Origin of the sequence: Neobacillus dielmonensis, assembly GCF_000612665.1 — a bacterium.
Classification (GTDB): Bacteria; Bacillota; Bacilli; order Bacillales; family Cytobacillaceae; genus Neobacillus; species Neobacillus dielmonensis.
The window spans coordinates 26,521-53,500 of sequence record NZ_HG942079.1; the positions used below are offsets into that span (position 1 = coordinate 26,521).

The following is a 26,980-nucleotide window of genomic DNA, read 5'->3' on the forward strand; positions in this document are numbered from 1 at the left end:
TATAATAGGATTAGAGGTTATCTAGCATTATAGAATAAATGGAGAGGAGACGGCGAAAAAAATTCCGATAATCCATTCCGGTCCACAAACTTCCACCAAATTGTCTATCCCTTCGTGCCTCCTCTTATTTAGTAATATGAGATATTTATTATCAAAAATGCAATGCAGGGTCTGCCCCCTGCTCTTTTTTTAACGCGTTAAAGCAGTGGGGGACAGGCCCCATTATTTAACTAGATCCTAATACAAACTTTTGGTAGTTTTCTTTTTGGGGCTCAGGAAAGTTGGATAATAGTTTGGTGGTGTTTACATGGGGATCGGGTTCAGAGGTGAAAGCATGATAGCTGCTCCACGGGTAGTGTTCTGGGGCATCAACCATGTTTGCTTCAACAGGATTCATATGGATATATCTGCTGGCAACAACAAAATGGTGTAAGTCGTCAATAAGTGTCGCCCCATACCTTCCTTGGAAGACATGCCCTACCTGTTCATGGCGCTTGTTGAAATATATCGCATAATGGAAGTTCACAGTTTTCATGATTTCTGTTGGTGGGTCATTAACGGTTTCTAGGAGGAGATGCACATGGTTGGTCATGAGGCAGTAGGAATGGAGATGATACGGATACAGACTTCGGGCCTCTTCTAGCAAATCCAAATAAGTACAAAAATCCTGTTCATCAAAAAAAATATCAGACTTACGATTTCCGCGGCATGTGACATGATACATCGCCCCCGGAAACCAAACACGATGCTTCCTTGCCAAAGAAAACACCTCTTTCCGAAATTATTTAAGTACAATCAACAATATTCAACAGCCTCAGTCAATTTCCTTCCATTCAAAAAGAATATTTCTTGTGGGACCAACCCTCTACTAAGGTAATGCGTTAATCAGCTGGGGGCCTGTCCCCCACTATGATAAAGCGGTGTCGCACTGGGGGCCTGTCCCCCACCTTAGTAAAGCGCTATATCCAGCATGTCTGCGTCATTTTACGTCTCTGTTTTTGATAAAGTCTAGGAAGTTTGTGACGCTGGTTTTGTGGAAACGTTGGTTTTTTTTGACGAGCCATAGGTTTCTTTTGATATGTATTTCATTGATGGTGATTTCTCGCAGGATTCCTTGTTTTAGTTCTCTGTCTACGGTTAGTCTTGGCAGGATGCTAATTCCTAGGCCAGCTTCTACGGCACTTTTTATGGCTTGGGTGCTGCCTAATTCCATATAGTTTTCGATTTTCTCGAGGATTCCATGTTTTTTCAGCATACTATCCACGATGACCCTTGTACCGGAAATCGTTTCGCGCAAAATCATTCGTTCATTGATTAGTTCTTCTATATCAATTTGCCCTTCCCATTCGTGGTCAGGTGAACAAACAAGAATCAATTCATCCTCTGCAAATTTTTCAACGATAAAACCACCATTGTCAAATATTCCTTCTACAAGTGCCAAGTCAATCACTTCATTTGCTAAATCTTCTATCACACCTGGCGTATTTTTTATGGTCAAAGACACCTTTATTTCAGGGTACTGTTTTTTAAAAAGCCCCAGCAAACTTGGAAGCAAATATTCTCCAATCGTTAAGGAGGCGCCAACATGAAGGGTTGTATGGTAGTCCCCCATCGCTTGCTTCATGACTTCCTTGGAACGATTAAAATCCCGAACAATTGATTTGGCAAAAGGATATAACAGTTTACCAGCCTCCGTTACCTTCATTTTTCCGTCCGTACGATCAAATAGTAAAGTTCCATAAAAGTCTTCAAGCTGATGGATTTGTCTTGTCACGGCAGGCTGAGATACATAGTTTAACCGGGCGGCCTGGCTTATGCTTCCTTCATCCACAACTAAACAAAAAAGTTTTAGGCTCTCAATGTTCAAATGAAACAACCCCCTACCCATGTACATACTATACTAAATATAGTAACATACATTCGGTAGGGAGACCTCAAGGGTTATAAAGATTTGTTATACCCTATAATATTGTTGCAATTTACCCCTTGGACCATATCTGATAACTTAATAGATAGTTATCATCAAACTGGAGCGTACTGGTTTTTAGAAATAACCTACACGATTGAAAGAAGGATAAACATGAACGGTGAATGGACAAAATTATTACAACTATTTTGGACATTTTTTAAAATCAGCCCTGTGACATTTGGCGGTGGGTTTGCGATGATCCCTTTAATTGAGCGGGAAATTGTCGAAAAAAGAAAATGGCTGGACAGTGAAGATGTGACTGAGGTGTTTGCCCTATCGCAATCGGTACCGGGAGCCGTGGGGATCAACTCTGCATCATTTATCGGACATCGAGTTGGAGGAGTTAAAGGTGCATTGGCGGCCATGCTCGGTGTCTCGCTTCCAACGTTCTTCATCGTACTTGCTCTAGGCATATCCTACTTTTTCATTCATGGCAATCCAAAACTAGAGGCAGCTTTTGTCTCCATCCGGGTCACAATCATAGCCATTATTGTATATGCAGCCATTCAAACAGCAAGGACGGCCATTTTTGATAAAACCACCTTCCTCATTATGTTGGCGGGTGTTGTGGTCTTATTCTTCATCCACCCACTATTGGCCATTCTGCTTGGCGCTGTTACAGGGATGATTTCAGTCTTTTTAAAAAGGAAACTTGGGTACGAAGTACAACTGAAGCATGACAAGGCGAAAGACCCGGCCAATAACCCAGATTATTTTATGGGTGCCGGAATTTAAATCGGGGGACTGTTTCATGGTATTGTGGCAACTGTTTCATACATTTTTTCTATTAGGATTTGTCTCTTTTGGCGGAGGATATGCGATGATTCCGCTGATTGAAACGGCCGCCACTAAGTATGGTTGGATGTCGACGGAACAATTGACCAATATGGTCGCCATCGCTGGGATGTCTCCAGGCCCCATTGCCGCCAACAGTGCCATCCTTGTTGGTTACTCGGCAGCAGGGATCTCAGGTGCTGTTACATCAGCTGTTGCAATCTTGCTGCCATCTATTATTTTAGTCAGTGTCGTGGCATCTTTTTTTATAAAATTGCATCATCATTCTGTGGTGGAATCCATGTTTTATGGCTTAAAGCCGCTTGTTACCAGTTTAATTATTTTTGCTGCGATAAAATTCGCCCAAGCTAATAACTTGGCGGTCTTTGATTTCTCTTTCCATTCCATCAGTTTGCTGCTCATCTTTGGATTATCACTATTTGCTTTAATAAAGCTTCGGTGGAATCCTGTCTATGTCATTATTCTCTCTGGCTTAGTGGGCATTGCCCTATATTCTTAAAGATTTTAAGAATATCCTATAATGAAGCATACTGCAGTGATGGAGGGATTAAGTTGGGATTTCTCGGCCTGTTTCAAAATAGATGTGAAATATGTAAACGGAAAACCAGCCCATTAAGAAAATACGTTAATGACAAGGGAAAAACTATAAAAGTGTGCATCCCCTGTTCAGAATATGCAGAACGCAGAGCCTTTCGGCTGAAAAGATAGGGGGACCGTCCCCCACTTAGGTACAGCATAGATGCGACAGTGCGTAATCGAACATAGAGGTAGATGCGCGTGCTAGATACTTTTTGCTTTTGGGAGCACACTCTATTAGTTTGGTTAACCCTGAAGAATTGTTATCTCATTTTCGGCTTCCACCATTCGCCCAAACCGATATCCTTCAATCAGGACATGCCGCTCATGTTCAGTTAACTGGCGGTTCCATTTCTGTTCCAAATAGAAAATCACTTCATTATACAATGGCTGGGCATATTCAAAAGGGTGTCTCATAACAAAAACCTCCTTCACATCCAATATCCCCAATTATCTCCTGCTAAACTAACTTTATACTTCCCTATCAAAACAATATGCAAAACGTTCTTAAGAAGTGACTATAGCCTTGAGAATATGCCTCATTCCCCAACATGGTAAAGCGTTAATTCGCCGGGGGACAGTCCCCCATTCTAGTAACGTGTTAAAGTGTGTGTAAGGGGGCTGTCCTCGACACCCCCCCTTTTTGATATTATTTGATTATTTTTATATTACCGTTGGTTATTCTCTTTTTTATGATTCGCAGCATGTACCGTTTGATGAATTTTCGTGTTGGTGGAAATAGCATGAGAAATCCAGTAATATCGCTGATAAAACCAGGCGTTAGCAGAAGGGTTCCGCCAATTAGGATACATATTCCATCTAGAACGGCATCGCCAGGCATTTGTCCATTCTGCAGCTGAGTCTGGACGGTTCTTAGTGCTTGGAGCCCTTCACGTTTTGCCAAATAAGCGCCGAGAATGCCTGTTAAAATGATCAGCATGACGGTGAGCCACACACCGAATAATTTACCGGAAACCATCAACAGCCCGATCTCTGCCGCAGGTACAGCAATAATGAAGAATAATAAATAACGCATAGGCATCTCCTTTTAATTGTAAAATGGTGGTACCCCCATTAAGCCGGCTGAATGAGCGCTTTTCGATACCAGATACATCCCCTATTGCAAGCCAAACCGACTAAAAAACTGGCGCTTCTATTGTTTCTTATTATCATGGGTAATCCTTAAGTTTTCATTAATTATCCAGGGCTTATCCAGCTATTCAGAGCCCTTTTTGTAGTTATCACCATGCAATTTTTACGAAGGACCGCTTTTTTTCATAATATTGGAATAGCCAAAATGGTTACTGCCAGCTAGAATCTACTCAACAAGTATCCAATTATAATATCCAAAAAAAATATAAGAGTGAAATAGATGGTAAATACTTCATCACGTGTCCGCTTGGATAACTGTCCCCAGAAAATATCAATTAAGCAAGAAGTTTGGGCCGGCACCGGTGAAAAACCTGTTTAAAAGTTTGGGATAACATGGCTGAGTCAATGATAAAGCCTTTTGACTATGATGATGAAGAACCTTCTAACCAAAGAAAATAGCAACCACTCTAATGACCATAACAACAGGATAAGAACCAATAAAGGTTAACCATTTCATAACTTTTGTGACCCATTGGGGTTGCCATTTTTATCGCAGGAATAACAGTGCTGTCAAAATTAATGAAGCGGTAAAAAGGAAACCACACAACTAAACTAGACATAAAAGCAATAACTAGATGTATTTAAGACTATGAACATGTCCTAGGTAAGTCATTTGGACTTGGACTTACTACTAGTAAATGCGAAATTAAATTAAAAAGTAACTGAACACATGCTCATTGGCCGGAGGTGACCCACTTAATAACTTTCCAATACTTTCCCTCTTATCATACCTGACTTTGGACGGACAACCAAACATAATCGGATAAACTTCTGTTCCACTTTTAAGCAGAGGGGAGTGGCCCTAACCGCTTTAAAGAGTTAATTTGCTAAGTGTTGTTCTTAATATTTTTTAAATATTCGTTCAACTTATTTACATATATTGGAATTAATTTTATACTTTTTAATATAGGATTTTTGAAAGGGAGGTATGGGCATGATTGGTGGATACGCTGGCAAGATGTTGTTTGTGAATTTAACTGATGGCACCTTGGAAGAGCAGGAACTAACGGATGAATTAGCTGAGAACTTTATAGGTGGTTACGGAATCGGTGCGAAAGTACTCTATGAAAGGATGCCAGCAGGAGCCGACCCACTCGGGCCAGATAGTATGATTGGATTTGTGACCGGGCCATCTAATGGCACGAATGCCTTCTTTGGAGGCCGATACAGTGTGGTCCATAAATCTCCAATCAGCGGCGGCTGGAATGATTCCAACTCCGGCGGCTACTTTGGTCCTGAACTCAAAAAAGCAGGCTATGATGCCGTCTTCGTTTCCGGAATCTCCGACAAACCCGTCTATCTTTGGATTAACGACGGAAAAGCACAAATAAAAGATGCCACACATTTATGGGGACGAGACACAAAAGAAATATGGGAGGACCTAAAACTAGAAACCGGAGAACCCAAATTACGTATATTAGCCATTGGACGAACAGGTGAAAACGTTTCGCTACTCGCCTGCCCCATCAATGATGGTCACCGTGCACCCGGACGGGGAGGAAGCGGCGCCATTATGGGATCAAAAAAATTGAAAGCGATCGCGGTTCGCGGCACCGGAACCGTTCCTGTCGCAGATCCCAAGCGCATTCAAGATTTGAACAAACGAGTGGGCGCCACGATGAAGGCAAGCCCAATTGGAAAAGCCTTCGGCGCAATGGGCACCGGCAGCACAACACCGGCCTCTGCGTTAAGCGGCGACTCTCCCGTTAAAAACTGGGGCGGAGTCGGTATCCTTGATTTTGGCATAGAAAATGTTCAAAAAGTTGGCTCCGCCGAAATGGATAAGTATAAAACACGAAAATATGCCTGTTCCCGGTGCCCATTAGGCTGTGGTGCCGAATATGAAGTCAACGACGGAAAATACCCAGTCGGAAAAACTGACCGGCCAGAATACGAAACAGCGGCCGCCTTCGGCTCGACTCTCCTCAACTACGATACCGCTTCGATCCTGAAGTGTAACGAAATGTGCAATCAATACGGAATCGATACCATTTCTGCCGGAATGACAATTGCTTGGGCAATGGAATGCTATAGTGAAGGAATACTGACTCGGGAAGAATTGGATGGAATTGATTTAACTTGGGGGAACGGCGACGCGATCGTGGCCATCCTGCAAAAAATGTGTGATGGCGAGGGTTGCGGTGCTATTTTAGCGAATGGTTCAGCCTATGCAGCCAATGAGTGGGGCAAAGGCGAGCAATTCCTGCAAACCGCCTCCGGAATTGAACTGCCAATGCATGACCCGAGGTTTGCACCAGGACTGGCCAGAACCTATCAATACGATCCATCACCAGGCCGCCACGTGAAAGGCGGGTTAGGCTCTCTGCAAATGGCAGGAGAAGAAAAACAAGATAAATACGATTATCGCGGCACCGGGGCTCTTGACCTGGCACTCACCACCCATACCGAGGTCCTAAACAGCATGGGGCTCTGTATGTTTGGGGAAATGGTATCCCCACCTGGGGTCCATAATGAATATATTGAAGCCTTAACTGGAATGACCTTTAACGATGCCGATCAATACACGACTGGCCTTCGCATCCTTAATATGCGCCATGCCTTTAATGTCCGAGAAGGAATTAAGCCGTCAGACCTGACGATTTCAGCACGAGCTGTTGGCAAGCCTGCTCTTACCGCCGGCCCTCTTGCAGGGGTATCCATTGATACGGATTTGCTAGCCCGCAATTTCTTTGAATCCGCCAATTGGGACTTTGAAACGGGCAAGCCGGCACGCGAGCTGCTGGAAAATATCGGCCACTTAGAAGAGGTAATCAAAGATTTATATGGAGCCTAGTACATTTTGTTGCTTCATAAACAGTTATTCAGCATTCATTAATGCAAGGGAATTATGCTAGGGAGTGAGCCAATGATTATCCATTATTATTATTTTGGAGTCCCCATCCCCTCCTTAACTCATGAGAAACAAGCGGTGGAAATACCTTCTGGCACCACCATTGACCAGCTCATGAAAGTGATAGGTGAAACGATTGAAGACTCCGCAAGTGAGTTTTTAAATAAAGCATCCTTTCTCGTCAATAAAATGGGGGCCAAAAGAGAGGCTGTCTTAAAGGACGGCGATGAAGTGGTCATCTTGTATCCCATAGGGGGAGGTTAATCGGGAAATGCTTGTATGGTTATGGTTGCCTTATATAGGCAACCTACTTTTATTCTGTCATTTTGCTCACCCTGATAAATGCTTTGACAATTAATCCAGGTCATTTAGGGTAACCAAACCGTTTTGGAAAACTGCTCATCGATGACAAGCTTTTGACCCATGTCTTGACTCATGTCCGATTCGAATACTAAAGAACATTTCTTTCATTTCCTTGCTATCATCCTTTCTTTCTCCAAATCAAACATACAACCTTGAATCTTCTAAAGTCTTTTTACTATCATATTCAATCATCCCCTCATTCTCTACTAGCTCCTTGCAACTTGATTCAATTCGTCCTGCAATTTATTTAAATTGGCTGTTAGAAACATCCACAAGCATGGTTATTGTAAAAAAATCCCGTAAAATCGTTTGGCTGATTTAATTTTGGTCAAGACGGTCGGTATACGGGTAAAAACTCCGACTTTGTCCTTCGCAATTACACTTACAACTGCACGTCTGCTTACCATTGCTTCCACCTCATTTTTTGTAATAAAAAAGGATTGGATCCTTGTTCCAATCTCAGGAAAAAAACGTGTACAGCTTTCTTGCCCTTGCACCACATTTCTCCTGTCCTTTTGCCTGAGATTATGAATCCTTCGGCGCCGCTCAAAACTAGCCGTCGCTCCAGAAACTGCTCCAGCTATAGTGTCACCCATAGCATTCATCGCGCTTTATTGGATTAAACCAATAGGAGCAATTTTAAATGATCCAGCCAATGAAAGAGCTTGCCTAACACGTTAAAGCGTTACTTGGGTGGGGGACAGGCCCCCATTACGGTGATGCGTTACTCCATTGAGGGACTGGCCCCGCATTTAATTTCTAAAAAGGTGCAAAATAACCGAAAAAACGGTTGGAGGGATGGTTGTGGGGGTTTGTGAGCTTTGTGGACGCGATGATGTGGAAATTACAGTTCATCATCTTCTTCCCAAGGAGATGGGTGGAACGTTTGGGGCCACCGCTAACCTTTGTATTCCCTGCCACAAGCAAATTCATGCTCTGTATACCAATGAGGAAATTGCTGCACGGCTGACTTCTTTATCTGATTTAAGGAAAGATGAAAAACTGGGCCGGTTTATTAGGTGGATTCGGAAACAACCTTCCAGCAAAATCATGAAAATAAAAAAGTCAAAGGAACGAAGGAAAAGATAGTGGTTAATCAATAGCGAAACCCCTATCTTATTCCTGCCTTGTTTTCCCACAAATACAAGGTTACTAGTTTCCAAGTCCAATATCGTTATATCTCCTTCTTGTGTCCAAGCAGTTTTTCATTTTTTTGCATTAACTATAGTATGTCCGGGAGTATTGACAGTCTCTGGACACACGAAAATTCATGAAAGGAGAAAAATATATTGCAGCTTAAAAAGTTTGTGGATGCATTACCCATTCCATCCATCGTAAAACCTGTTGGATACCGCAACGGAAAACCTTACTACGAAGTCTCAATGAAACAGGTGAAGCAAAAATTGCACCGGGACTTGCTGGAAACGACGGTTTGGGGATATAACGGATCCTACCCCGGCCCTACCATTGAGGCAAGGCGAAACGAGCCGGTCTATGTCAAATGGAAAAATGAATTGCCGCATGAACATCTGTTGCCAGTTGACCGCACTGTTCACGGAGCCGGGCCAGATCAGCCAACTGTCCGGACGGTCGTTCATTTGCACGGCGGCCGGGTCCGGCCGGAGTATGACGGATTCCCTGAGGCCTGGTTTACGAGGAACTTTAGAAAAAGAGGGCCTAAATTCCTTGAAGAAGTCTATTACTATCCCAACTGTCAGCGACCCACTACTCTTTGGTATCACGATCACGCAGTAGGCATTACGCGCCTCAACGTCTATGCAGGTCTGGCAGGATTTTACCTGATTCGGGATGTTCAGGAAGAAAGCTTAAATCTTCCAAGTGGACCCTATGAAATTCCCTTGTTGATCCAAGATCGTTCGTTCTATCCGAACGGAGAACTCTTTTATCCATCGCAGCCCGATGTAATTCCGCCTCCGGAAGATGTTCCCCACTTTCCCAACCCATCCATTGTACCAGAGTTTTTCGGTGACACGATTTTAGTAAACGGAAAAGTGTGGCCATATTTGGAAGTTGAACCCCGAAAGTATCGATTCCGGATCTTAAATGGATCCAATGCCCGGTTTTATAAAATGCAATTGGATTCGGGGCAAAAGTTTATCCAAATTGGAACCGATGGTGGCTTATTGGAGTCCCCGGTGGAAACAGATACGATTATTTTGGCACCGGCAGAGAGGGCCGATGTCATTATTGATTTTTCTAAGCATAAAGGTAACCGGATTATTCTTACCAACAGTGCCAATGCTCCATTTCCTGCTGGTGACCCGCCTAGTGAAGACCTGGCTCAAATCATGCAGTTCCGTGTTAAGGAAAAACCCTTTCACCTCGACACCAGTGAAGTGCCAGAACAGCTTAGCTGCTTGGAACGCCTGAATAAGGACCAAGCTGTTGTTACGAGAATGAACACTCTAGATGAAAGCATGGATGAGTTTGATCGCCTGCTTTTATTGCTAAATGAAATGCGATGGGCTGACTTGCCTTTGACTGAAACCCCCTCTAACGGAACCATTGAAGTTTGGGAACTTTACAATAACACGGTGGATACCCACCCAATTCATCTGCATCTCGTGCAGTTCCAGATTTTGAATCGGCAGTCGTTTACAGGCGATCCTCGTAATCCGGCTTCACTTGTATTCGGGGACGAAATGCCGCCTGACGAAAATGAGCGTGGATGGAAAGATACAGTCAGAGCAAATCCGGGGGAAGTGACGAGGATTATCGCACGGTTTGGACCGTTTACCGGTATCTATCCATGGCACTGCCATATTCTCGAACATGAGGATCACGAAATGATGCGTCCTTACGAAGTGCTTAAAAATCCTGACTTTGATCCATGCCTGCCAATCCAAGGGGTTTGCGACGATGACTCGTATACGCAATGCTGCAGCCACAAAAAAGGAAACTGCCAATGCGAGTATGAAAATCCTCTGCACATTTCACTAGACATCATCAACAAACTCTTGGACAAAGTCACCAAAAAACCCCCTCACACTTAAAACTAACAGGGGCTGATCCTCACCTACTTTAACGCTTTACCGTGGCGGGGGCCTGTCCCCCACTGCTTTAAAGTGCTAAAAAGGACCGGTTTCCATTGCTTTAAGCGACGAGACTGGTCCTTTTTTGTGTTATTTTTGTTTTTCTGCAATTCTTACTTCGTATTTATCCAATGTTAGGTGACCTGTGAGTTCTTCACCTGTTATCACGTCTTTCACGGTGGAACCGAGTGTGACGGATTGGCTTTGTTCCGTGAAGTTTATGATAAAAATGTAGTCTTTTTCCGGCGCACGTCTGACTTGGACAGATACTCCTTTGCCATGTGTGATATCTGAAGTGGGTTCAAGTGCTAACTCCTTGATAATTTCTTGATAGAACACGCTTTGAAAACGATACTCTAAACGTCCGCCGATGTAATAGGTTTTTCCCTCACCATACTGATGGCTGGTAATTGCCGGTGTGTCGGCATAGAAATCATCTTGATAAATACCTTCAACCTCTGCCCCATTGACTTCAATAACAGTTGCATAGTCCTTCAATTCATAAGATTTGTCCCGGAAACGGACCGCATTCCGGTCATTCGGATAATACGTATCCGTCTCCACCGGCTTCATGCCAAACATCTCCTGAAGATCCTGGTGCCATCCTCCCAAATATGTTAAGTCATGTTCATTCACAAGCCCGCTGATATAGGTCATAACCAACCTGCCGCCTCCGGACACATAGGACTTTAACCTTGATATCGTCTGCTCGCTCATCAAATAAAGCATTGGCACGATTAATAACTTATACTTGGAAAAATCCTGTTCCTTGGTGATGACATCAACTGGTATATCTTTTTCCCAGAAAGTACGATAATGCTGCTGCAAGGTTTGCGGATATCGCTTTGTATCCGAGCCAAACCCTTGGGCGTCGTTGATAGCCCAGTTGCTGTCCCAATCATAGAGGATTGCCACATCAGATGGACGATTGGTCCCGACTACTTCTGCTAATTTTTCTAAAGTTTTTCCAACCTTTGCAACCTCTTGAAATACTCGGTTATTCGGACTATTATCATGGTCCACAACAGCCCCATGAAACTTTTCCGAAGACCCACGTGACTTCCGCCATTGGAAGTACAGGATGCTGTCAGAGCCGTGTGCCACCATTTGCATCGAGGACAGCAGATGCATGCCAGGCCGCTTCGCTTTATTGACCTTATGCCAGTTGACCAAACTTGGGGTCATTTCCATTGTTAAAAACGGCTGCTGCTTCAGGCTGCGATATAAATCATTGATAAATCCGACCTTCATCGCCAAATCCGCCGTTGATTCCCAATCATTATGCCAAGCAGGATAGGCATCCCAACATACAACATCAAGGTGCTTGGCAAACTTACTGTAATCCAGGCCTTGAAACGGAATTAAATCAAACGTGTCGGCCATAAAGTTGGTCGTAACCGGTACATTCGGTGTGACCTCCCGTAACGGAACAATCTCATTTTTAAAAAAGTCGATGGTCTGATCGGTCACGAACCGGCGCCAATCAAGTTTTAGCCCATGGACCATGCGTTCCCCGTTCGGAGAAGGCGATTCAATTTGGGACCAATCTGAATAGGTATGGCTCCAGAACGGCCCCCACCAGGCATCGTTAACCGCTTTTAGATTATGGTTATATTTTTCCTTCAGCCACTCTCTGAAAGCATTTTGGCACAAGTTACAATGGCAGTCGCCGCCATATTCGTTCGAGATGTGCCACATGAGCAGGGCTGGATGTTGCCCGTACCGTTCGGCCAGCAGCCTGTTCATTTGTTGTGTCTTTTCTCGGTAGACCGGTGATGTAAAACAGTGATTATGCCTTCCGCCGTGCAGCTGCTTTACCCGTGCTGCATTGACCCGAAGCACTTCCGAATATTTTTGAGACATCCAGGCAGGACGGGCCCCGCTTGGCGTTGCCAGAATCACTCGGCCGCCAATAGAATAAATATCGTCGAAAATTTTATCCAGCCATTCAAATTTATAAATTCCTTCTTCCGGCTCCAACGCACTCCAGGCAAAGATGCCGACAGAAAATGTATTGGTATGGGCAAGCTGCATGAATTGGATGTCGTCTGCTAAAATATCGGGACGGTCCAGCCACTGATCTGGATTATAATCGCCGCCGTGCAGCATGAAATCTGCTTTTGTGATAAAGGTTCTCTCATTCTTAGTCATTGTTGTCTCCTTTTATCTTTTTTTGTTTCTTTATATGTTCTCTTTGTGTTCCTTGAAAACCTTTCTCGGAACAGGACTAAATTTTTTTCAAAACACGCTAAATTGACTTCCCACTCTTCCGTAAACATAAAATGGCTAGTTCTGGAAAAACTAAATATTTGAAACCTATGAGAAAGTCATGATGGCTGGCATTATTTTGGGAGCGTGGAATGAATGGATTTAAATTATTTGGCCCCTACAAAGTTACTTGAGGATATCTATTTAACGTTGTGTTCGGTATATGAGGATGAGCAGCATTATAGTGAGGAGGAAAAGAAGGCGATCCAAGTGACGAAGGAGCATTTGACGAAGAAGGTGATGAATGAATTTGTTGTCGATGAGGAGTATTTTTTAACAATGGACCCAAGTGATTTTGAAAAGGGCTACGGAATGCTGCAGCAAGATTTTCTTCATCTGATAAAAGGCTGCAGTGAGAATAATATTGATTATGACAGCTTCCTGCTCATCATGGACCAGCTGATAAGCAGTGCCAAAATGCGAATGAACGCCTATGAGCTGTTGGAGGAGAAAATTAACGAGGTAAAAGAGGCAGAAGCGGAGGAAGAAACAGCGGCAGAGGTTGAAACAGAAGCGGCAGATGAGGAATAAAAGGACGATTTGTTTTAAGGCTCCGCAAAGGTTCCTTCCCAAACTTAGTTCGATCCTAGTTAGAACCAGTAGGACATTTTTCCTTCTTTTCATGTAAATAAATCTAGGAAAATAATCTTTTTTCTTTTTATATTTTTCTAACACGATTAATACACGAATCATAAACCGGCTTTACATTTCTCCGCTAGACTAAACTTGTTTCAAACTATTAAACAAGGGAGTTGGAGAAAAATGAAGAAAACGTTATTGGGAGCCGGATTTGCATTCACTTTACTGTTTAGCCCCTTCCAGCAGGCTTTTGCCGCAGAGACCACAATCGGAGAATTAAGGCAATTAGATACTATTGCCCATCGGGGTGCCTCAGGATATGCCCCTGAAAACACCATTGCCGCTTTCGACAAAGCGCTCGAAATGAAGGCTGACTACATAGAAATTGATGTGCAGCGAAGCCAGGATGGAAAATTGGTGGTCATCCATGATACCACTGTCGACAGGACCACAGATGGCACTGGGTCTGTGAAGGATTTGACTTTTGACCAGCTGCGCAGCCTGGACGCGGGAAGCTATAAGGGAGAACAATTTTCAGGTGAAAAAATCCCGACTTTTGACGAAGTGCTGGATCGCTATCACGGGAAAATTGGTATTTTAATAGAATTGAAATCACCCGAACTTTATCCTGGAGTGGAGGAAATGGTTGCTGAGGAGTTAAGGGAACGTAATTTAGATCGACCACAAAATGAAAAAATCATCATCCAATCGTTTAACTTTGAATCTATGAAAAAAATGAATTCTTTATTGCCAAAGATGCCAATTGGTGTCCTCACTTCCTCCAAAGCCGACACAACGGATGCAGCACTACAGGCATTTGCAACATATGCTGACTATTTTAACCCAAGCTATGGACTCGTCACAAAAGAATTAGTAGACAAAGTACATGCACTCGGAATGGGAATCTCATCTTGGACAGTTAGAAGCCATGATGCAGCCCAATTCCTAATTGACATGAAAGTAGACGCCATCATCACCGACTACCCCGATTACGTAGACCCGAGAAAATAATAGACAAGAGGACAAATCACCGCATTAACGCACGGGGGGACAGGCCCCCAGTGCGTTAATGCGGTGGAGGCTGTCCCCCCTTTATTTGTGTTATTCCGTTTCTTCTCCAGGTCTTGAGGTTTGGGTTGGAAGGGTATCCCAAAAGCTTGTGTCTGCGTTGTTGATAGATCCATCGGCGATGGCTCTGACGGTGGCGTCAAGGGTGGTAATCGTTTGTTTAATCAAGTAGCCATTACTCTTTTGTCCAAGAACATATGGTTCATATTCGTGGTCGGACATACCACGCATTTCGAACAGCAGTGTGGAAATACCATATTCTACAGCGGCTCCATTACGTCCAATTCTTGTTTCTGAACCGCCATTGTATTTGCCAATATGGCCCCAGCCTGTAGAGTCGACAGCGTTATATACGACAGCCCCCAGTTTTTTCGAGCGTTCTAGAACTTCAGGCTTTACGTTCGCGTTTGTCGGGTAAAGGATCGAACCTGACACATACTCCCCATTTATTTGACTTTGTGTTCCTTGGTGATGGAGGTCGATCATATAATCAATGTGGTATTTTTTCAATACGTTGTTATGGAGTGCTTGCGTTTCTGGCTGTGCTTTGGCATCGTGGTCACGGTTTAAGTCCGTCCCTGTGGCGTTATAGCGAGTCAGATGCCTGCCTCCGTCTGCCATATAATCATCTAGGGAAAAGTCGACATCGCCCATGGCACCGTCTGCATTTAACATAGGAATGATGAGAATATTGACATTATCAAGAACGCCCTTCATCTTCTGTGTGCCTAAATGTTTAATGAATTCTAAGGCCCCTTCAGTGGTCAGCTGCTCATTTCCATGCTGCTGAGTTAAAAAGAGGATGGTAGGGTTAGCTGGGTTAGAGATATATTTAGCAAGGTAAATATCGCGGCCTTTCACCGTTTTTCCGATTACTTCAAGCTGCATATTCTCCTGTTTAGCATCTTGTGTTTTGAGATAGTCTACTAGTTCCTGGTGTGTGTGAAGAATCGAGGTCTGAATTGACTCATTGCCGCCAACATTTGGTCCCTCTCCTACAGCGCTGACTGGAACAGACACGGCAGTAAGTCCCCCAAATGCCATTAAACTAGATAAAGAAAATGCTAAAACCTTCTTTTTCATTCAACAACCCCCATTTTAAATTTTGTAATAAAATTCCATAAATTCTATTACATATTAAATAGTAAAAGTAAAATGGTAGACTGTATATATGAAAAAATTACCATATTTTAACATTACTAAATTCCTATTAGAGGGGCTGATAGATTAACGCGGCAATGGAACGGGGGACTGTCCCCCGCCATATTAACGCTTTACTCTACTGGGGGACTGTCCCCCGTCTAAGTAAAGCAGTAAAGCGACAGGGGAAATTTAACGCCATTTTCTTTTGGTCTTTAGTATTTCTTGTATGTATCCGAGTACTGCTACTGGTGACATGATCATTTGGTAGAATAGGATGTATAAGATAAATCCTGTAATATTTTTTCGGATTTTAAGATTTAGGTGATTGAATACTGAATTTTTTTGGTAGATATAGAGAATGCTGTAACTAATAAGGGTTAATGGCAAAACGAGCAGTGTCATGGGACCAACAATCCAGTAATAGCCGAATAAAGCAAGAATGAGTCCGGGAAGCCAGCATATTGTGAAAATCAAGTCTAAATAAGGCATGATTAGATTGATTCCGGTTAAATATTTCACATATACTTGGGGCTGATTCCAAGGCTTAATTTCTCTTAATCCCTCGATCATGCCTCTCGCCCATCTGGCCCGTTGCCTGACCAGATGATTAAAAGATGTGGGGACTTCTGTAAAAGATACAGCCAATGGCTCAAAATAAACGCGCCATTTTTTCTTGAGCAGCCGCCAAGTCAATACTATATCTTCTCCGATAGCATCGGGCCAGCCCCCTGCTTCTTTTATGCAGTTTGTTTTGTATAAGCTGTAAGCCCCTTGGGCAACCAATGTTCCTTGGTATAAGCCCTGCAGTCTCTTAATAGAGGCAATTCCTAAAAAGTAATCCCACTCTTGAATCTTTGTCCAGATGTTCTTACGGCTATTTTTCGTTAAAACCGAACCTGCAACGGCGCAAACATCCTCAGGACTAGATTTCATCCGAGCTACAAGATAACGAATAGAAGAACGATGAAGGATGGTGTCTGCATCAAGAGTAATCACATAGGGTGTAAGCACAAATTTTAGAGCATGGTTTAACGCATGGAATTTGCCAGGCATATTTTCATGGAGGAGGATAATTTCGATAGTAAATGCCTTCTTAGCTTTTAAAACTTCTAGAATGGTTTTGTCTGTGGAACAATTATTTACAACAAATACTTTTATTTTTCCTGGATAGTCTTGCTGATTGAGGTAACTTAATGTTTGAAAGATCTTGGTATCTTCATTATGCGCTGCGATGATGACCGTGATGTCGTCATTGGGGAATTCATTTCTAAAAGAAGGCTGTCTGTCCATAAGAAGACTGATGACTAAAAAAGCATTCATATAGCCGGGTATATAACAAATTCCGCCTATAATAATGAGAGCTACCGGCATGGTAACAATATGAGAAAGCTCTCTTAGCCATGGTAAAGCAAAGATAACAGCCATGCACATCCATAAAAAAGCAACAAAATGACTAATCCAAAACTTTGCCCTAATCGGAAGGTACAACCTTCTTTCCTCTGCATTCGTACGAATATGAACAGAATTCATAATAGGTTTCATAGAACACCCCTTTTCCATCGAAAGTAGTAGTACAAATCTACTATACTATAATATGTTTGAAAAGAGTTAATTTTTTTAATATATAATTAACAGAAAACAATGGACTGTCCCCCACTCCAGTAACGCTTTACTGTAATGGTGTGATTTATCCTCCCATAAACGTTTTTCTAGTTTCATTTTATAGTAATTCATTTCATATTAAACGTTACAACACTCTCCATTCCATTGCCTAATCTTCTATTAACCCAGAACTTAGAGTTAACTGAATTATTTTACTTTATCCCAGAACATTATAAAAATATAACATATTTCGACAAATCCCTACATCAGTTCATAGTTTTCATTATGTAGGAATTCATACAATTATTTTATTAGTATCATTTATAATTTTTTTGAAAATTGTTATTTTCCACAGGCACATTTCGTTTAAAAATAAGCCGTGGTACGATTAGTAAAGTTTATTTTAAAATACAAAATTGCTGTATGAGGTGTCCTATGGAAATCATTGAAAATCTTCCAAACGAAAACATCAAACTATTAAAGGAAATAGCCAACACAAGAACACAACTATTGGATTTATACACCCAACACGGACCAGCCAGCCCTGACTATATTTCCCTATCTCTAAAACAAAACCTACTAATCAACCAATACATCGAAGAAAAAATCGCTTCCATGGTTTAACACGTTAAAAGGGTGGGGCCACCCTTTTAACGTGTTAATGCAACGGGGAATGTCCCCATTTAATGCTTATTCATGGATTCCTTTTTCTGTTTTTAGGGCTGTTATTTTTTGAGTCAGAGGCAGGATTAAAAAGATAAGCATTAGGGCTGTGATGGTGAAGGATAATAAGGATACGTAGGTATTAATAGGAGGCTTACCTATTGATGCCATGTTCCCAAGGTGTAAGTTTAAAAATCCTATGAATAAATTAAATCCGGCTACTGCCAAAAAGAGCACCATTATTCTTTTGTAGTGTTGCAATTTTGAATCTATGTCTGAGTAAATGGTAAATTCGCCTTCCGCCTCTTTTTTTCTGAAATAAACCCAGCGGTTATACGACGTTACCAGTTCTGCTCCTGTTTCCTCCATAAATTCAATATAGTTTTGGCTTTCCTGATGATTGATTGGTTGCTCAAGCAGCTCAAGCCTGTACGTGTATTCCCCCTTTGGAGCGTCCCCAAATACATATCTTCCCCATGAATATTCAATTAAAGCTAGACCATTGGCTGACATTTTATTTAGGAACTTTTCTTCCTTCTCAAAGTCATAAAATAATTTCCTAATAACATGCTTCATAATTCTCAACCTCCGGCAATGGCCTGGCCATTTTTAATAAGTTCTTTTAATCTCAAAATTTCAAGGTTAACCTCTGATCTTCCTGTGTCAGTAATTTCATACTCTTTTTTACGTGACCGTTCTTCACTCGGTAAAGGTCTTATCCATCCTTTTTCAAGCAATGTGTTAATCGCCCCATACAAGGTCCCTGCTCCAAGCGAGACACGACCATTGCTCAGCTCTTTTATATTCTGCATAATGCCGTATCCATGCATCGGCTGATAAAGGGACAAAAGAATATAATAAACAGCTTCCGTTAACGCACCGTGTTCCATGGGTTCTTTCATCTAATCACCTCTTATCTATTACGTTTGACGATATATCGGCTTCAGTTATATTATATCGACACCTGATATAAAATTGAATCCAACTAGTCCAATATTTTCAAACACATCCACAAAAAAACACAGAAAGCAAAAATATGCTCTCTGTGTTGCTTTAGCAGAGTGGGGGACAGGCCCCCGGTAGTTTAACGCGTTAAAGTGATTTGTTCTGCTTACCCAAGTTTTTTAACCATGTTGTACCAAACGCCCCCGCCATGCTCGGAGTTTGAGACACCTTTGTTTACATATCCATGCTTTTCGTAAAACTGAATTAAGTTCTGTTTGCAAGTAAGGGTTACGGTTTCGCGGCTTTTAGCATTTGCTTGTTTTTCCAAATGATTTAAAAGTGCGGAGGCAATGCCTTGGTTCTGGTATGAAGGCAATACCGCTAATCCTAGTATACTTTGATGGCCTCCAAATAGTGGATTGGGTTGGGTTTGACTGAAAAGGTCATCGGTTATGTAGTTTGCCGTGGTGACTGGTCCATTAACCAAACCCACAACGCCCCCGTCTGCTTCAGCCACAAAAAAACTATCAGGAATCATTTGAATTCGTTGTTCAAATGATTCTTTAGTGGCAGCCTCTTCTTTTGTAAAACATAAATTCTCAATGACGACCAATTCAGGCAGGTCGGCCATTTTAACATTTCTTATTTTTACCATAGCCCTTAAAAGTCCCCTCCGTTACTCTTTATAAAAAAGAGTGAAATACGAAGATTTCACTCTTTCACTCTTATAAATTCTCCAGAAATGTTTTGATAACGTCTGTTCCACCGATGAACAGCCCAACTGTGGTGCCAAGGTTACATAAAACCACAATCAGCAAAATTCGGCTGACTTTATTTCTCCAAAAGCCTTTTACGGTAAAAACGTCTTTTGACAGTGTTTCGAAATCCTTCACACTTGGTCTGCGTATATAGGCTTGAGTCAGTCCAGCAAACCAGCCAGCCGCGAGAAGCGGATGCAAGGTGGTAATCGGCGCTGCCACAAAGGCAGTCAAGATGGTCAACGGATGTCCCAATGCAATCGCCGTCCCAAGTGCGGCAAACGATCCATTCCATAATATCCAACTGATAGTCTGGTCGAAGCCGGCTGATGGACTCGCAATAAAGGTATAAACAATCATTGCTAAAATGAGAATGGGCAGGCTCCAGCCGATGATTTTCGGAACGACGGATTTAGGCGGCAAGGCTGTCAAACGATCCAAATCCTGTTCCTTTTTAATTTCTTCTTTAATGCCTGGGACATGGGCTGCACCTAAAACCGCCACGATCTTTTCTCCAGGCGCTTCCTTGATTTTTTGCGCTAGATATTGGTCCCGCTCGTTGATTAACGGTGTTTTTAACCGAGGAAAGCTTTCGGTAAATTCATTTAGCATCGCATTAATTGTGTCCTGTTCCTTCATTTTTTCCAGTTCTTCTTCGGTGATGCTTTCTTTGCTAAAGATACTGGCGATGACCGAAGTAAGCAGGTTTGCCTTCCCCCAAAAGCCAAGATTGCCCCAGATTCTCGAAAAAGTAATCTGGATATTCCGGTCCGCCAGCACAAGATTGGCACCAACTTCTTTTGCTGAGGCAATTCCCTGAATCATTTCCGAGCCTGCCCTGATGTTGAGCTGATTAGCCATGCGGTTTTGGAAAGAGGAGATTGCCAGATTCATGAGCAAAAGCGATGCCTTCTTTTCCTTAATGACTTGAATGATATCCATTTCCTTCCACTTACTACCCTCAGAAATAGCCTGGTACCGCTGCTCGTCCAATTCAATACAAACAGAATCTGGACGCTCCGCCTCGATAACCTCTTTTACCTGCTCCGCACTATTCTTCGAAACATGCGCTGTACCTATCAAAATATACTCTTTACCATCCAAATGAATCCGCGTAATATTCTCCTCGCCCATACATACCTTCCTTTAAAAAGACCATTTACAAAATGTTATTGCTCTATTATACCATTAACCAGCAGCCAAAAAACAGCAAAATAACAGGGCCTATCCCCCCACTACTTTATTGCATTAACATGGCGGGGGTCAGGCCCCCGCCATGTTAACGCGTTACCGTGTTGGCTGTTTTTTTTGATATTTTCCAGTTCGTCTGTAGGCGCGAATTTGAGTTTTTAGAGAGGAGTACATGCCTGATGCTGCGTTCCCATAGAAAAAGCCCATAAAGATGCCTGCCCAAAGGCTTTTGGGGTGGGCAAAGAAGATGGCGATGATTAACCCGAGGACATTGGCAAGGCCTGGTACATAGGGTTTGGATATAGGCAATAGTTTTTTCAAAATTTCAGTCAGAATCACAACTATCGGGACGGCAATCACGCTATCCCAAAAGTTGGTATATATAACGGGAAAAGTCTCCATTTGGCCATCCTCGTTTCCCAGATGAAATTTTTGGTTAATTATATAGTGCCCAGAATAGAATCAATAACTAGCCTTTGCTGTAACATAATACGGAAAAAAGTAAAAAAAAACCATGATCATCCTAGACCTTGGTTTTGTTTAATAAGCTGCTTTATAAAAATAAAAACTACCATGTTGAACTAAACAGGTTCTGAATACGTCTTAGAATTAAGAAGCCCAATGGGAAGGCCGGTTAAGTAAATGGGGTAATTGGGTAGTTACGTCCCCCTTGGCCGAGTTGATCTGAACTTGTGTGAGAAAAATACTGCCACGAAGGTCTGCCCCGCTCAAATCGGCATCCCGTAAATCAGCACCAATGAGGTCAGCCTGTCTCAAATCTGCACCACGTAAATCAGCCGCAATCAGGTAGGCCCCTCGTAAATTGGCTCCTTGGAAATTGGCTCCTTTAAGTTTTGCTCCAATAAAGTCCTTTCCTCGGTGATTCAATTTTTTATTTTTTCTAGGACCTTTGCCAGTAGTTGAGGACTCGGCCCGAACGAGTTCGCTAGTCTTCACAAGCAATTCATTAATGTCCGAACGGTGTGCTGGAATATCCAGGTTTAGCAGTGAATCAGGGTCAAGCCGAGTAAGCAGCTCTGTTTCTTCTAATTTGACTTGCAGTTCCTCATGGATAGAACGTGTGACTTCTAAGGAGAGCGCTTCGGTTAGATACCATAACATTTCATGAAGCTGCTGCATGATCGGAAACACTTCAAACATCTTTTTGGCCGTTTCCCGGTCATCTCGCCAGTCCTTTCCTGCAAATGTAACTTGAGATACTTTTTGTCCGGCGCCAAAGCAATCGAAAACCGTACAGCCCTTAAAGCCCTCCTTTCTAAGATTCCGGTGAATGCCACAGCGAAAATTCGAATCAAGATTCTGGCACGGTGTACCGATTTCTTTATCAATTGCAAAATCCGCAGAAGCCGCAAAAGCCAGTGCCACGCAACACAAACCGAAACATTTCTCGCAATCCACTCGCAAACTGTTGTGGCTAAGAGAACCTATTGAGTGTTTATCTTCATTTATAATTGACAATCCCTGCACTTCCTTTTTCACACTTGGAGAGAATATTCCTACTTTATTAACGCTTTACTGTATTGGGGAGCTGCTCCTGTGCATGCTATCTTACGTAAGTGATGTAGTCGACATTGATGGGTTCATGTTGTTCTTGTCTGAGAAGGCGGTTGATTTGACCCCGGTGGTATTGGCCGTGCAATGCGACATGGGTTAGGATGTCAGCTAAGGTGGTCCTGAATTCTTTTCCCGTGCTATTTTTATAGATAATGGTATCTTCTTCATTGGCTGCAGTCAGTACGGACAGTAGTTCCTTAAAGTTTTGATGATTGGTTTTCGAAAGTTTTAAACATTCATCCAGACTGAGTTCTGTCCAAAGTCCTTTGGCTGAACTACTTAACCCTTTAATTCTGTTAAACCATACTTCTTCCGCTAAAAGAATGTGAGAAAATAACTGCTTCGCCGGGTGACTTTGGTCTTCCAATGTCTTTAAGCTGTCTAAAATACGCATATTAGCCCAATGTAGGTGATCATACATTTTGGATATCAACTTCATTACACTGCCTCCTTACAAAAACGTGCAATAACAAAAGCATAGCACCTCTTCCTTACTTTATCTACCATAATAACCTGTGCTTTACCAATTATTCACTATTAAAATTCCAGGAGAACAGTACTCTTCTGCGTCATTCTATTCATCCTGCCTCATCCTTCTACGAAGAAGGTATGAATAAGCTAAATGTCAGGAAGAACGGAGGAAGATCAACCGAGTAGTTTTACTGTAAATAATCCATGATAAAAAGAGGAGGTGTGGAAAAATGGCGGATTACCAAAATCCAGTTGAATTTACCGGTAAAGTCCTTGACCAAAGAAACAACCTGACCGGCCCAGACGATTCCGGAAGGACATCCCATCCCGAACAACCGAAACATGTTGACATCCAGCAAACTACCAGCAAAAAAGAACAGGTATAGGTGTGGGGCCTGTCCCCCAGTTGATTAGCGTGTTAAAGCAACGGGGGGTACCCCCAAAAGGTCAATAGAGTTAAAGCAGTCGGATAAAACTTCTTAGTTCTTAAAAGAGCCCCCGTTACGCTTTTCGGGGGCAGCTTATTTTATTATACTTCTTTCATCACTTCCATATAGAACTTGATGGCGTTGAGGTAGTTTTTGATAGAGATGTGCTCGTTAGTTCCGTGCATCCGGTTAAGGTCCTCCGAAGTGATTTGTACCGGTAGGAAGCGGTAGGTATTTTCCGAGACGGCATCATAATGCTTGGCGTCTGAACCGGCGAACATCAGGTAGGGTGCGATGACGGACCGATTATACACGTTTCTTGCCGCTTGTTGGATGGCCTTGAATTCCCAGCCATCTACAGAGGAAACCTTTGTCGCTTCGCTGCCCGTCAAGGTTACTTTTATGTTTTGATCATCAATCGTATCTTCTATGAAGGTTTTCACTTCCTCCAGGGAGTCACCCGGCATGAGGCGTAGATTGATAATAGCAGATGCTTTTTCCGGTAGAGCATTGTATTGTTCGCCGGCCTGGAAAATCGTCGGTGCGATCGTCGTCCGGATTAATGCTGCTGATGCCGGCTCTTTTAGGAGAATTTTTTCAATAATGGATTCAAAAATGAATTTGTTGGCAAACACATATTTCATGCCAAAGCTCATTTCCGGTGCGACAAATTCAAATAGGTCTTCACCCGGCCCTCTGAGATCCCCCTTGAACTGGGTAGTTTCAAGTTTGGCAATTGCTGCGGCAATTCTTCCGATATTGGTGTGATCCTTCGGCTGAGAAGAATGGCCTCCGCTGCCTTCGATTGTAAGTTCAGCCGTTGCCGACCCCTTCTCGGAAATGCCCACAACTCCGACAGGCTGGCTGACACCAGGAACCATATTTTCCACAATTGCCCCCCCTTCGTCCAAGACAAATTCAAATTGGATGCCTCTATCCTTTAAGATCTGGGCGACAATGTTTGCCCCTTCGTCGCCGCCGACTTCTTCATCAAAGCCGAACATAAGATAAATATCCCGATCTGGGACAAAGCCGTCTTTCAGCAACTGTTCAGCAGCTTCCATAATCCCAATTACGCCAATTTTATCGTCGAGTGTCCCCCGTCCCCAGATTTTCCCGTCTGTGACGGCACCGCTAAAGGGGTCCTGCTCCCAATTGGTCTCGGTGCCGGTCAATACGGGGACAACATCGTAATGGCTCGTAAGGCCGATTGGTTTCTTGGCGGCATCCGTTCCTTTCCACCTGTAAACGAGCGAATAATCATTGATTTTTTCCAGGTTCAGGTGCTGATGGACAAGCGGGTAGTTTTCCTCTAGAAAGGCAATGAATTGGTCGAATTGGGTGAAGTCAAACTTGCTGCGGTCTTGGTAGGAAATCGTCTTGTAGGTGATGGCTTGCGACAGTCGGCTAACGGCCGCCTCCTCGTTGATGACTGCTTGTGTGGGCTGGGGTGCAGGCTGTTTCGATTGAATGGTTAACGTTCTGAATACGGTTACAATTACAAAAACGAGCAAAAAAGTGCTAATGATTAATCCGGTTAACTTCCACTTTTTCATTGAGATTTCCCCATTCTATATAGTCCTATTTTTTATTATAAAATAAAACTAATCTTCAGAGTAGTATGTAAAATAGTGCCCCCCTAAAGTTGTTCGTACCTGGTAATGAGTCCAACGTGACGATCTACCCATACTTCTCCACTATCATACATTTTTCCTGAAATACACTAAATATCCAATAACTAAGGTAGAATAAAAATGGAAGATTGTGAGAAGGTTTTTCTGATATTTTTGTTGAATTTTATTACGGTATGTCACAAAATAAATAGATATTGAAAGCAGGAAATTGGTAAAAGGGGATTTATGAAAATGAGCGAACAAACCATCACTGATTTTAAAACAAATTTGTCAAATCTTTTGAAAGCAAGGTTTCCCTATTTATATATTGCCACATGGGAAGAGGAGCGAGCCGTTGCAGTAATCCAGTCGGTCGCCGAGGACGTGAGCCTGATTAAAACCAGCCGGAAAGTGTTTACCTGGAGTGTAACAAAAGGCTTGTCTGAAAATGGTGAAAAAGGAAAAGAAGAAACAAAAACTCCGATCAAAGCCCTTGAATTTATCGAACGATATAGTGAACCCGCCATCTTTATTCTAAAAGATTTCCACGTTTACTTCGGTACAAATGGACGACCCTCTGACATTCAACTGATTCGAAAGGTTCGCGACCTTGTGCCCACCTTGAAACAAAGTCCAAGCCCCAAAAATGTGATTTTCGTCAGTCCAAGCCTCGTATTACCGGATGATTTACAAAAAGATGTCACCATCGTTGACTTTGATCTTCCCTCCTTTTTTGAAATCAAATATGTTCTAGATGAAATGATTTATGCCAATCAAAAAAGCGGTAGGATTGTCATTAATCTTAATGAAGAAGAAAAGGAACGATTGGCCAAGGCAGCGCTGGGGTTAACCCTGCAGGAAGCAGAAAATGCCTTTGCCCGGGCCATGGTGGAGGATGGCAGACTGGATATCAACGATGTTGAAGTCATCATGGAAGAGAAACGACAAATCATCAAGAAGTCCGGAATCCTGGAATATATTAAAAGTGACCTTAGGATGGAGGACGTCGGCGGACTGGAAAACCTGAAACGCTGGTTGAAAAAACGGAACAAATCCTGGCTCGAGTCCGCCCAAAAATATGGACTACCCGCACCTAAAGGCGTCCTAATTACAGGAGTTCCCGGCTGCGGAAAGAGTTTAATTGCTAAATCCATCAGTGCGATGTGGCAGCTGCCCCTGCTCCGCCTCGATATGGGGAAGATTTTTAGTGGTGTCGTGGGTAGCAGTGAAGAGAATATGAGAAAGGCGATTCAAACGGTCGAGGCCATCGCTCCATCCATCCTGTGGATTGATGAGATTGAAAAAGGCTTCAGTGGCCTTTCTTCAACCGGTGACAGCGGCACTTCCAGCCGGATTTTTGGAACGTTCTTAACCTGGATGCAGGAGAAAACAAAGCCAGTGTTTGTGGTGGCTACGGCCAATAATATTCATTCCCTGCCGGCCGAATTGCTGCGAAAAGGGAGGTTTGATGAAATTTTTTTCGTCGATTTGCCGACTCTAAACGAACGAATGGAAATTTTCAAAGTTCACATTAAAAAAAGGCTGAACAACCCGCACGTAATAGGCCAGTTTGAACTGAATGACCGGGTGCTGGAAGAACTGGCGCAGTTAACGGAAGGCTATGTCGGTGCAGAAGTAGAGCAAATTGTGATATCAGCACTGTTCGAGGCGTTCTCCGAGGACCGAAGCATTGAATTGAATGATTTTATAAAGGCCATCCAGAATACAGTACCGCTGTCGGTGACCCAGGCAGAGCAAATCCACTCCATCCGCGAATGGGCCAATATCCGCGCTGTGGCGGCGACTCCAAAAGAGGATCGTTCGGAGTACAAGAGCGAAGTGAAGCTTGTCAAAGAACCACCTTCTGAGGCCGAGGATGTGCGGATGGCACGGGGCGGCCGGGCAGTGGATTTTTAA

The 26,980-nt window shown here is 42.9% G+C and carries 27 protein-coding genes and 1 riboswitch; of the genes, 11 read left to right on the forward strand and 16 right to left on the reverse strand.

The window, feature by feature from the left end:
• Positions 1-226 precede the first annotated feature (226 nt).
• Together BN2425_RS18845 and BN2425_RS18850 are read right to left on the reverse strand one after the other, a co-directional pair.
• A complete protein-coding gene (locus tag BN2425_RS18845) occupies positions 227-760 on the reverse strand; it encodes a transposase (RefSeq protein WP_042462724.1) in 534 nt (177 codons plus the stop codon).
• Positions 761-979: 219 nt separating this feature from the next.
• Positions 980-1,867 (reverse strand): LysR family transcriptional regulator, encoded by an 888-nt coding sequence (locus BN2425_RS18850; RefSeq protein ID WP_042462726.1) that lies wholly within the window; start codon positions 1,865-1,867, stop codon positions 980-982.
• Positions 1,868-2,080: 213 nt separating this feature from the next.
• Between BN2425_RS18850 and BN2425_RS18855 the strand changes: the two genes are divergently transcribed.
• Together BN2425_RS18855 and BN2425_RS18860 are read left to right on the forward strand one after the other, a co-directional pair.
• Positions 2,081-2,704 carry a chromate transporter gene (locus BN2425_RS18855; RefSeq protein WP_042462728.1) on the forward strand — a complete coding sequence of 208 codons (624 nt, stop codon included), beginning with the start codon at positions 2,081-2,083 and terminating at the stop codon, positions 2,702-2,704.
• A gap of 16 nt (positions 2,705-2,720) precedes the next feature.
• The gene (locus BN2425_RS18860) at positions 2,721-3,263 is read left to right on the forward strand and encodes a chromate transporter (RefSeq protein WP_042462730.1); all 543 of its coding nucleotides are present in this window, start codon (positions 2,721-2,723) and stop codon (positions 3,261-3,263) included.
• A 323-nt stretch (positions 3,264-3,586) separates the two neighbouring features.
• On the opposite strand, the gene BN2425_RS22630 is transcribed toward BN2425_RS18860, so the two are convergent.
• Positions 3,587-3,757, reverse strand: coding sequence for a hypothetical protein (locus tag BN2425_RS22630; RefSeq protein ID WP_154663556.1), 171 nt, complete (start codon positions 3,755-3,757; stop codon positions 3,587-3,589).
• 232 nt (positions 3,758-3,989) lie between these two features.
• Entirely contained in the window at positions 3,990-4,376 is a 387-nt protein-coding gene (locus BN2425_RS18870; protein ID WP_042462731.1) for an FxsA family protein, read from the reverse strand.
• Between the two features lie 1,050 nt (positions 4,377-5,426).
• Between BN2425_RS18870 and BN2425_RS18875 the strand changes: the two genes are divergently transcribed.
• Both BN2425_RS18875 and BN2425_RS18880 read left to right on the forward strand, forming a co-directional pair.
• Positions 5,427-7,286 (forward strand): aldehyde ferredoxin oxidoreductase family protein, encoded by a 1,860-nt coding sequence (locus tag BN2425_RS18875; protein WP_042462733.1) that lies wholly within the window; start codon positions 5,427-5,429, stop codon positions 7,284-7,286.
• Positions 7,287-7,358: 72 nt separating this feature from the next.
• Positions 7,359-7,607, forward strand: a complete 249-nt coding sequence (locus BN2425_RS18880) for a MoaD/ThiS family protein (RefSeq protein WP_042462735.1) — start codon at positions 7,359-7,361, stop codon at positions 7,605-7,607.
• Positions 7,608-7,987: 380 nt separating this feature from the next.
• Here the strand turns inward: BN2425_RS18880 and BN2425_RS18885 are convergent, their stop codons facing one another.
• Positions 7,988-8,203, reverse strand: coding sequence for a hypothetical protein (locus BN2425_RS18885; protein ID WP_042462737.1), 216 nt, complete (start codon positions 8,201-8,203; stop codon positions 7,988-7,990).
• A riboswitch (glycine riboswitch) is annotated at positions 8,204-8,284 on the reverse strand.
• 220 nt (positions 8,285-8,504) lie between these two features.
• Between BN2425_RS18885 and BN2425_RS18890 the strand changes: the two genes are divergently transcribed.
• Both BN2425_RS18890 and BN2425_RS18895 read left to right on the forward strand, forming a co-directional pair.
• Positions 8,505-8,795, forward strand: a complete 291-nt coding sequence (locus BN2425_RS18890) for a restriction endonuclease (protein WP_042462739.1) — start codon at positions 8,505-8,507, stop codon at positions 8,793-8,795.
• 200 nt (positions 8,796-8,995) lie between these two features.
• A complete protein-coding gene (locus BN2425_RS18895; RefSeq protein ID WP_081798137.1) occupies positions 8,996-10,720 on the forward strand; it encodes a multicopper oxidase family protein in 1,725 nt (574 codons plus the stop codon).
• A 129-nt stretch (positions 10,721-10,849) separates the two neighbouring features.
• Here the strand turns inward: BN2425_RS18895 and BN2425_RS18900 are convergent, their stop codons facing one another.
• Positions 10,850-12,910 (reverse strand): beta-galactosidase, encoded by a 2,061-nt coding sequence (locus BN2425_RS18900; protein ID WP_042462742.1) that lies wholly within the window; start codon positions 12,908-12,910, stop codon positions 10,850-10,852.
• Positions 12,911-13,123: 213 nt separating this feature from the next.
• On the opposite strand from BN2425_RS18900, the gene BN2425_RS18905 reads away from it, so the two are divergent.
• Together BN2425_RS18905 and BN2425_RS18910 are read left to right on the forward strand one after the other, a co-directional pair.
• Entirely contained in the window at positions 13,124-13,558 is a 435-nt protein-coding gene (locus BN2425_RS18905) for a hypothetical protein (RefSeq protein ID WP_042462745.1), read from the forward strand.
• Positions 13,559-13,789: 231 nt separating this feature from the next.
• Positions 13,790-14,617, forward strand: a complete 828-nt coding sequence (locus tag BN2425_RS18910; protein ID WP_042462747.1) for a glycerophosphodiester phosphodiesterase — start codon at positions 13,790-13,792, stop codon at positions 14,615-14,617.
• Positions 14,618-14,707: 90 nt separating this feature from the next.
• Here the strand turns inward: BN2425_RS18910 and BN2425_RS18915 are convergent, their stop codons facing one another.
• Together BN2425_RS18915 and BN2425_RS18920 are read right to left on the reverse strand one after the other, a co-directional pair.
• The gene (locus tag BN2425_RS18915; protein WP_042462750.1) at positions 14,708-15,757 is read right to left on the reverse strand and encodes a M14 family zinc carboxypeptidase; all 1,050 of its coding nucleotides are present in this window, start codon (positions 15,755-15,757) and stop codon (positions 14,708-14,710) included.
• Positions 15,758-16,006: 249 nt separating this feature from the next.
• The gene (locus BN2425_RS18920; protein WP_042462753.1) at positions 16,007-17,359 is read right to left on the reverse strand and encodes a glycosyltransferase family 2 protein; all 1,353 of its coding nucleotides are present in this window, start codon (positions 17,357-17,359) and stop codon (positions 16,007-16,009) included.
• A 495-nt stretch (positions 17,360-17,854) separates the two neighbouring features.
• Between BN2425_RS18920 and BN2425_RS18925 the strand changes: the two genes are divergently transcribed.
• The gene (locus BN2425_RS18925; protein WP_042462756.1) at positions 17,855-18,043 is read left to right on the forward strand and encodes an aspartyl-phosphate phosphatase Spo0E family protein; all 189 of its coding nucleotides are present in this window, start codon (positions 17,855-17,857) and stop codon (positions 18,041-18,043) included.
• Positions 18,044-18,109: 66 nt separating this feature from the next.
• On the opposite strand, the gene BN2425_RS18930 is transcribed toward BN2425_RS18925, so the two are convergent.
• The 7 genes from BN2425_RS18930 to BN2425_RS18960 form a co-directional block, all read right to left on the reverse strand.
• Positions 18,110-18,658 (reverse strand): DUF2812 domain-containing protein, encoded by a 549-nt coding sequence (locus tag BN2425_RS18930; protein ID WP_042462758.1) that lies wholly within the window; start codon positions 18,656-18,658, stop codon positions 18,110-18,112.
• A gap of 5 nt (positions 18,659-18,663) precedes the next feature.
• Positions 18,664-18,984, reverse strand: a complete 321-nt coding sequence (locus tag BN2425_RS18935) for a PadR family transcriptional regulator (RefSeq protein WP_042462760.1) — start codon at positions 18,982-18,984, stop codon at positions 18,664-18,666.
• Between the two features lie 209 nt (positions 18,985-19,193).
• Positions 19,194-19,682 carry a GNAT family N-acetyltransferase gene (locus BN2425_RS18940; protein ID WP_042462763.1) on the reverse strand — a complete coding sequence of 163 codons (489 nt, stop codon included), beginning with the start codon at positions 19,680-19,682 and terminating at the stop codon, positions 19,194-19,196.
• A gap of 70 nt (positions 19,683-19,752) precedes the next feature.
• Complete coding sequence (locus BN2425_RS18945; RefSeq protein ID WP_042462766.1) at positions 19,753-20,919, reverse strand: TraB/GumN family protein; 1,167 nt, start codon at positions 20,917-20,919, stop codon at positions 19,753-19,755.
• 153 nt (positions 20,920-21,072) lie between these two features.
• Entirely contained in the window at positions 21,073-21,378 is a 306-nt protein-coding gene (locus tag BN2425_RS18950; protein ID WP_042462769.1) for a hypothetical protein, read from the reverse strand.
• A gap of 207 nt (positions 21,379-21,585) precedes the next feature.
• Complete coding sequence (locus BN2425_RS18955; protein WP_154663557.1) at positions 21,586-22,455, reverse strand: pentapeptide repeat-containing protein; 870 nt, start codon at positions 22,453-22,455, stop codon at positions 21,586-21,588.
• Between the two features lie 85 nt (positions 22,456-22,540).
• Positions 22,541-22,990 carry a DinB family protein gene (locus BN2425_RS18960; RefSeq protein WP_042462772.1) on the reverse strand — a complete coding sequence of 150 codons (450 nt, stop codon included), beginning with the start codon at positions 22,988-22,990 and terminating at the stop codon, positions 22,541-22,543.
• A 262-nt stretch (positions 22,991-23,252) separates the two neighbouring features.
• Here BN2425_RS18960 and BN2425_RS22635 point away from each other — a divergent pair, with 262 nt between their 5' ends.
• Positions 23,253-23,408 carry a hypothetical protein gene (locus BN2425_RS22635; RefSeq protein ID WP_154663558.1) on the forward strand — a complete coding sequence of 52 codons (156 nt, stop codon included), beginning with the start codon at positions 23,253-23,255 and terminating at the stop codon, positions 23,406-23,408.
• Between the two features lie 143 nt (positions 23,409-23,551).
• Here BN2425_RS22635 and BN2425_RS18965 read toward each other — a convergent pair whose 3' ends face one another.
• Positions 23,552-25,006 (reverse strand): M20 family peptidase, encoded by a 1,455-nt coding sequence (locus tag BN2425_RS18965; protein ID WP_042462774.1) that lies wholly within the window; start codon positions 25,004-25,006, stop codon positions 23,552-23,554.
• 309 nt (positions 25,007-25,315) lie between these two features.
• On the opposite strand from BN2425_RS18965, the gene BN2425_RS18970 reads away from it, so the two are divergent.
• Positions 25,316-26,980 carry an AAA family ATPase gene (locus BN2425_RS18970; RefSeq protein ID WP_154663559.1) on the forward strand — a complete coding sequence of 555 codons (1,665 nt, stop codon included), beginning with the start codon at positions 25,316-25,318 and terminating at the stop codon, positions 26,978-26,980.

Bases quoted from the DNA above. Each gene is read 5' to 3' on its own strand.
- BN2425_RS18855 (WP_042462728.1), top strand. From the start codon at position 2,081: ATGAACGGTGAATGGACAAAATTATTACAACTATTTTGGACATTTTTT.
- BN2425_RS18890 (WP_042462739.1), top strand. From the start codon at position 8,505: ATGGTTGTGGGGGTTTGTGAGCTTTGTGGACGCGATGATGTGGAAATT.
- BN2425_RS18910 (WP_042462747.1), top strand. From the start codon at position 13,790: ATGAAGAAAACGTTATTGGGAGCCGGATTTGCATTCACTTTACTGTTT.
- BN2425_RS18950 (WP_042462769.1), bottom strand. From the start codon at position 21,378: ATGGAGACTTTTCCCGTTATATATACCAACTTTTGGGATAGCGTGATT.
- BN2425_RS22635 (WP_154663558.1), top strand. From the start codon at position 23,253: ATGGCGGATTACCAAAATCCAGTTGAATTTACCGGTAAAGTCCTTGAC.
- BN2425_RS18930 (WP_042462758.1), bottom strand. From the start codon at position 18,658: ATGAAGCATGTTATTAGGAAATTATTTTATGACTTTGAGAAGGAAGAA.
- BN2425_RS22630 (WP_154663556.1), bottom strand. From the start codon at position 3,757: ATGAGACACCCTTTTGAATATGCCCAGCCATTGTATAATGAAGTGATT.
- BN2425_RS18860 (WP_042462730.1), top strand. From the start codon at position 2,721: ATGGTATTGTGGCAACTGTTTCATACATTTTTTCTATTAGGATTTGTC.
- BN2425_RS18905 (WP_042462745.1), top strand. From the start codon at position 13,124: ATGGATTTAAATTATTTGGCCCCTACAAAGTTACTTGAGGATATCTAT.
- BN2425_RS18870 (WP_042462731.1), bottom strand. From the start codon at position 4,376: ATGCGTTATTTATTATTCTTCATTATTGCTGTACCTGCGGCAGAGATC.
- BN2425_RS18925 (WP_042462756.1), top strand. From the start codon at position 17,855: ATGGAAATCATTGAAAATCTTCCAAACGAAAACATCAAACTATTAAAG.
- BN2425_RS18920 (WP_042462753.1), bottom strand. From the start codon at position 17,359: ATGAAACCTATTATGAATTCTGTTCATATTCGTACGAATGCAGAGGAA.
- BN2425_RS18875 (WP_042462733.1), top strand. From the start codon at position 5,427: ATGATTGGTGGATACGCTGGCAAGATGTTGTTTGTGAATTTAACTGAT.
- BN2425_RS18960 (WP_042462772.1), bottom strand. From the start codon at position 22,990: ATGAAGTTGATATCCAAAATGTATGATCACCTACATTGGGCTAATATG.
- BN2425_RS18970 (WP_154663559.1), top strand. From the start codon at position 25,316: ATGAGCGAACAAACCATCACTGATTTTAAAACAAATTTGTCAAATCTT.
- BN2425_RS18900 (WP_042462742.1), bottom strand. From the start codon at position 12,910: ATGACTAAGAATGAGAGAACCTTTATCACAAAAGCAGATTTCATGCTG.
- BN2425_RS18965 (WP_042462774.1), bottom strand. From the start codon at position 25,006: ATGAAAAAGTGGAAGTTAACCGGATTAATCATTAGCACTTTTTTGCTC.
- BN2425_RS18945 (WP_042462766.1), bottom strand. From the start codon at position 20,919: ATGGGCGAGGAGAATATTACGCGGATTCATTTGGATGGTAAAGAGTAT.
- BN2425_RS18940 (WP_042462763.1), bottom strand. From the start codon at position 19,682: ATGGTAAAAATAAGAAATGTTAAAATGGCCGACCTGCCTGAATTGGTC.
- BN2425_RS18915 (WP_042462750.1), bottom strand. From the start codon at position 15,757: ATGAAAAAGAAGGTTTTAGCATTTTCTTTATCTAGTTTAATGGCATTT.
- BN2425_RS18935 (WP_042462760.1), bottom strand. From the start codon at position 18,984: ATGAAAGAACCCATGGAACACGGTGCGTTAACGGAAGCTGTTTATTAT.
- BN2425_RS18880 (WP_042462735.1), top strand. From the start codon at position 7,359: ATGATTATCCATTATTATTATTTTGGAGTCCCCATCCCCTCCTTAACT.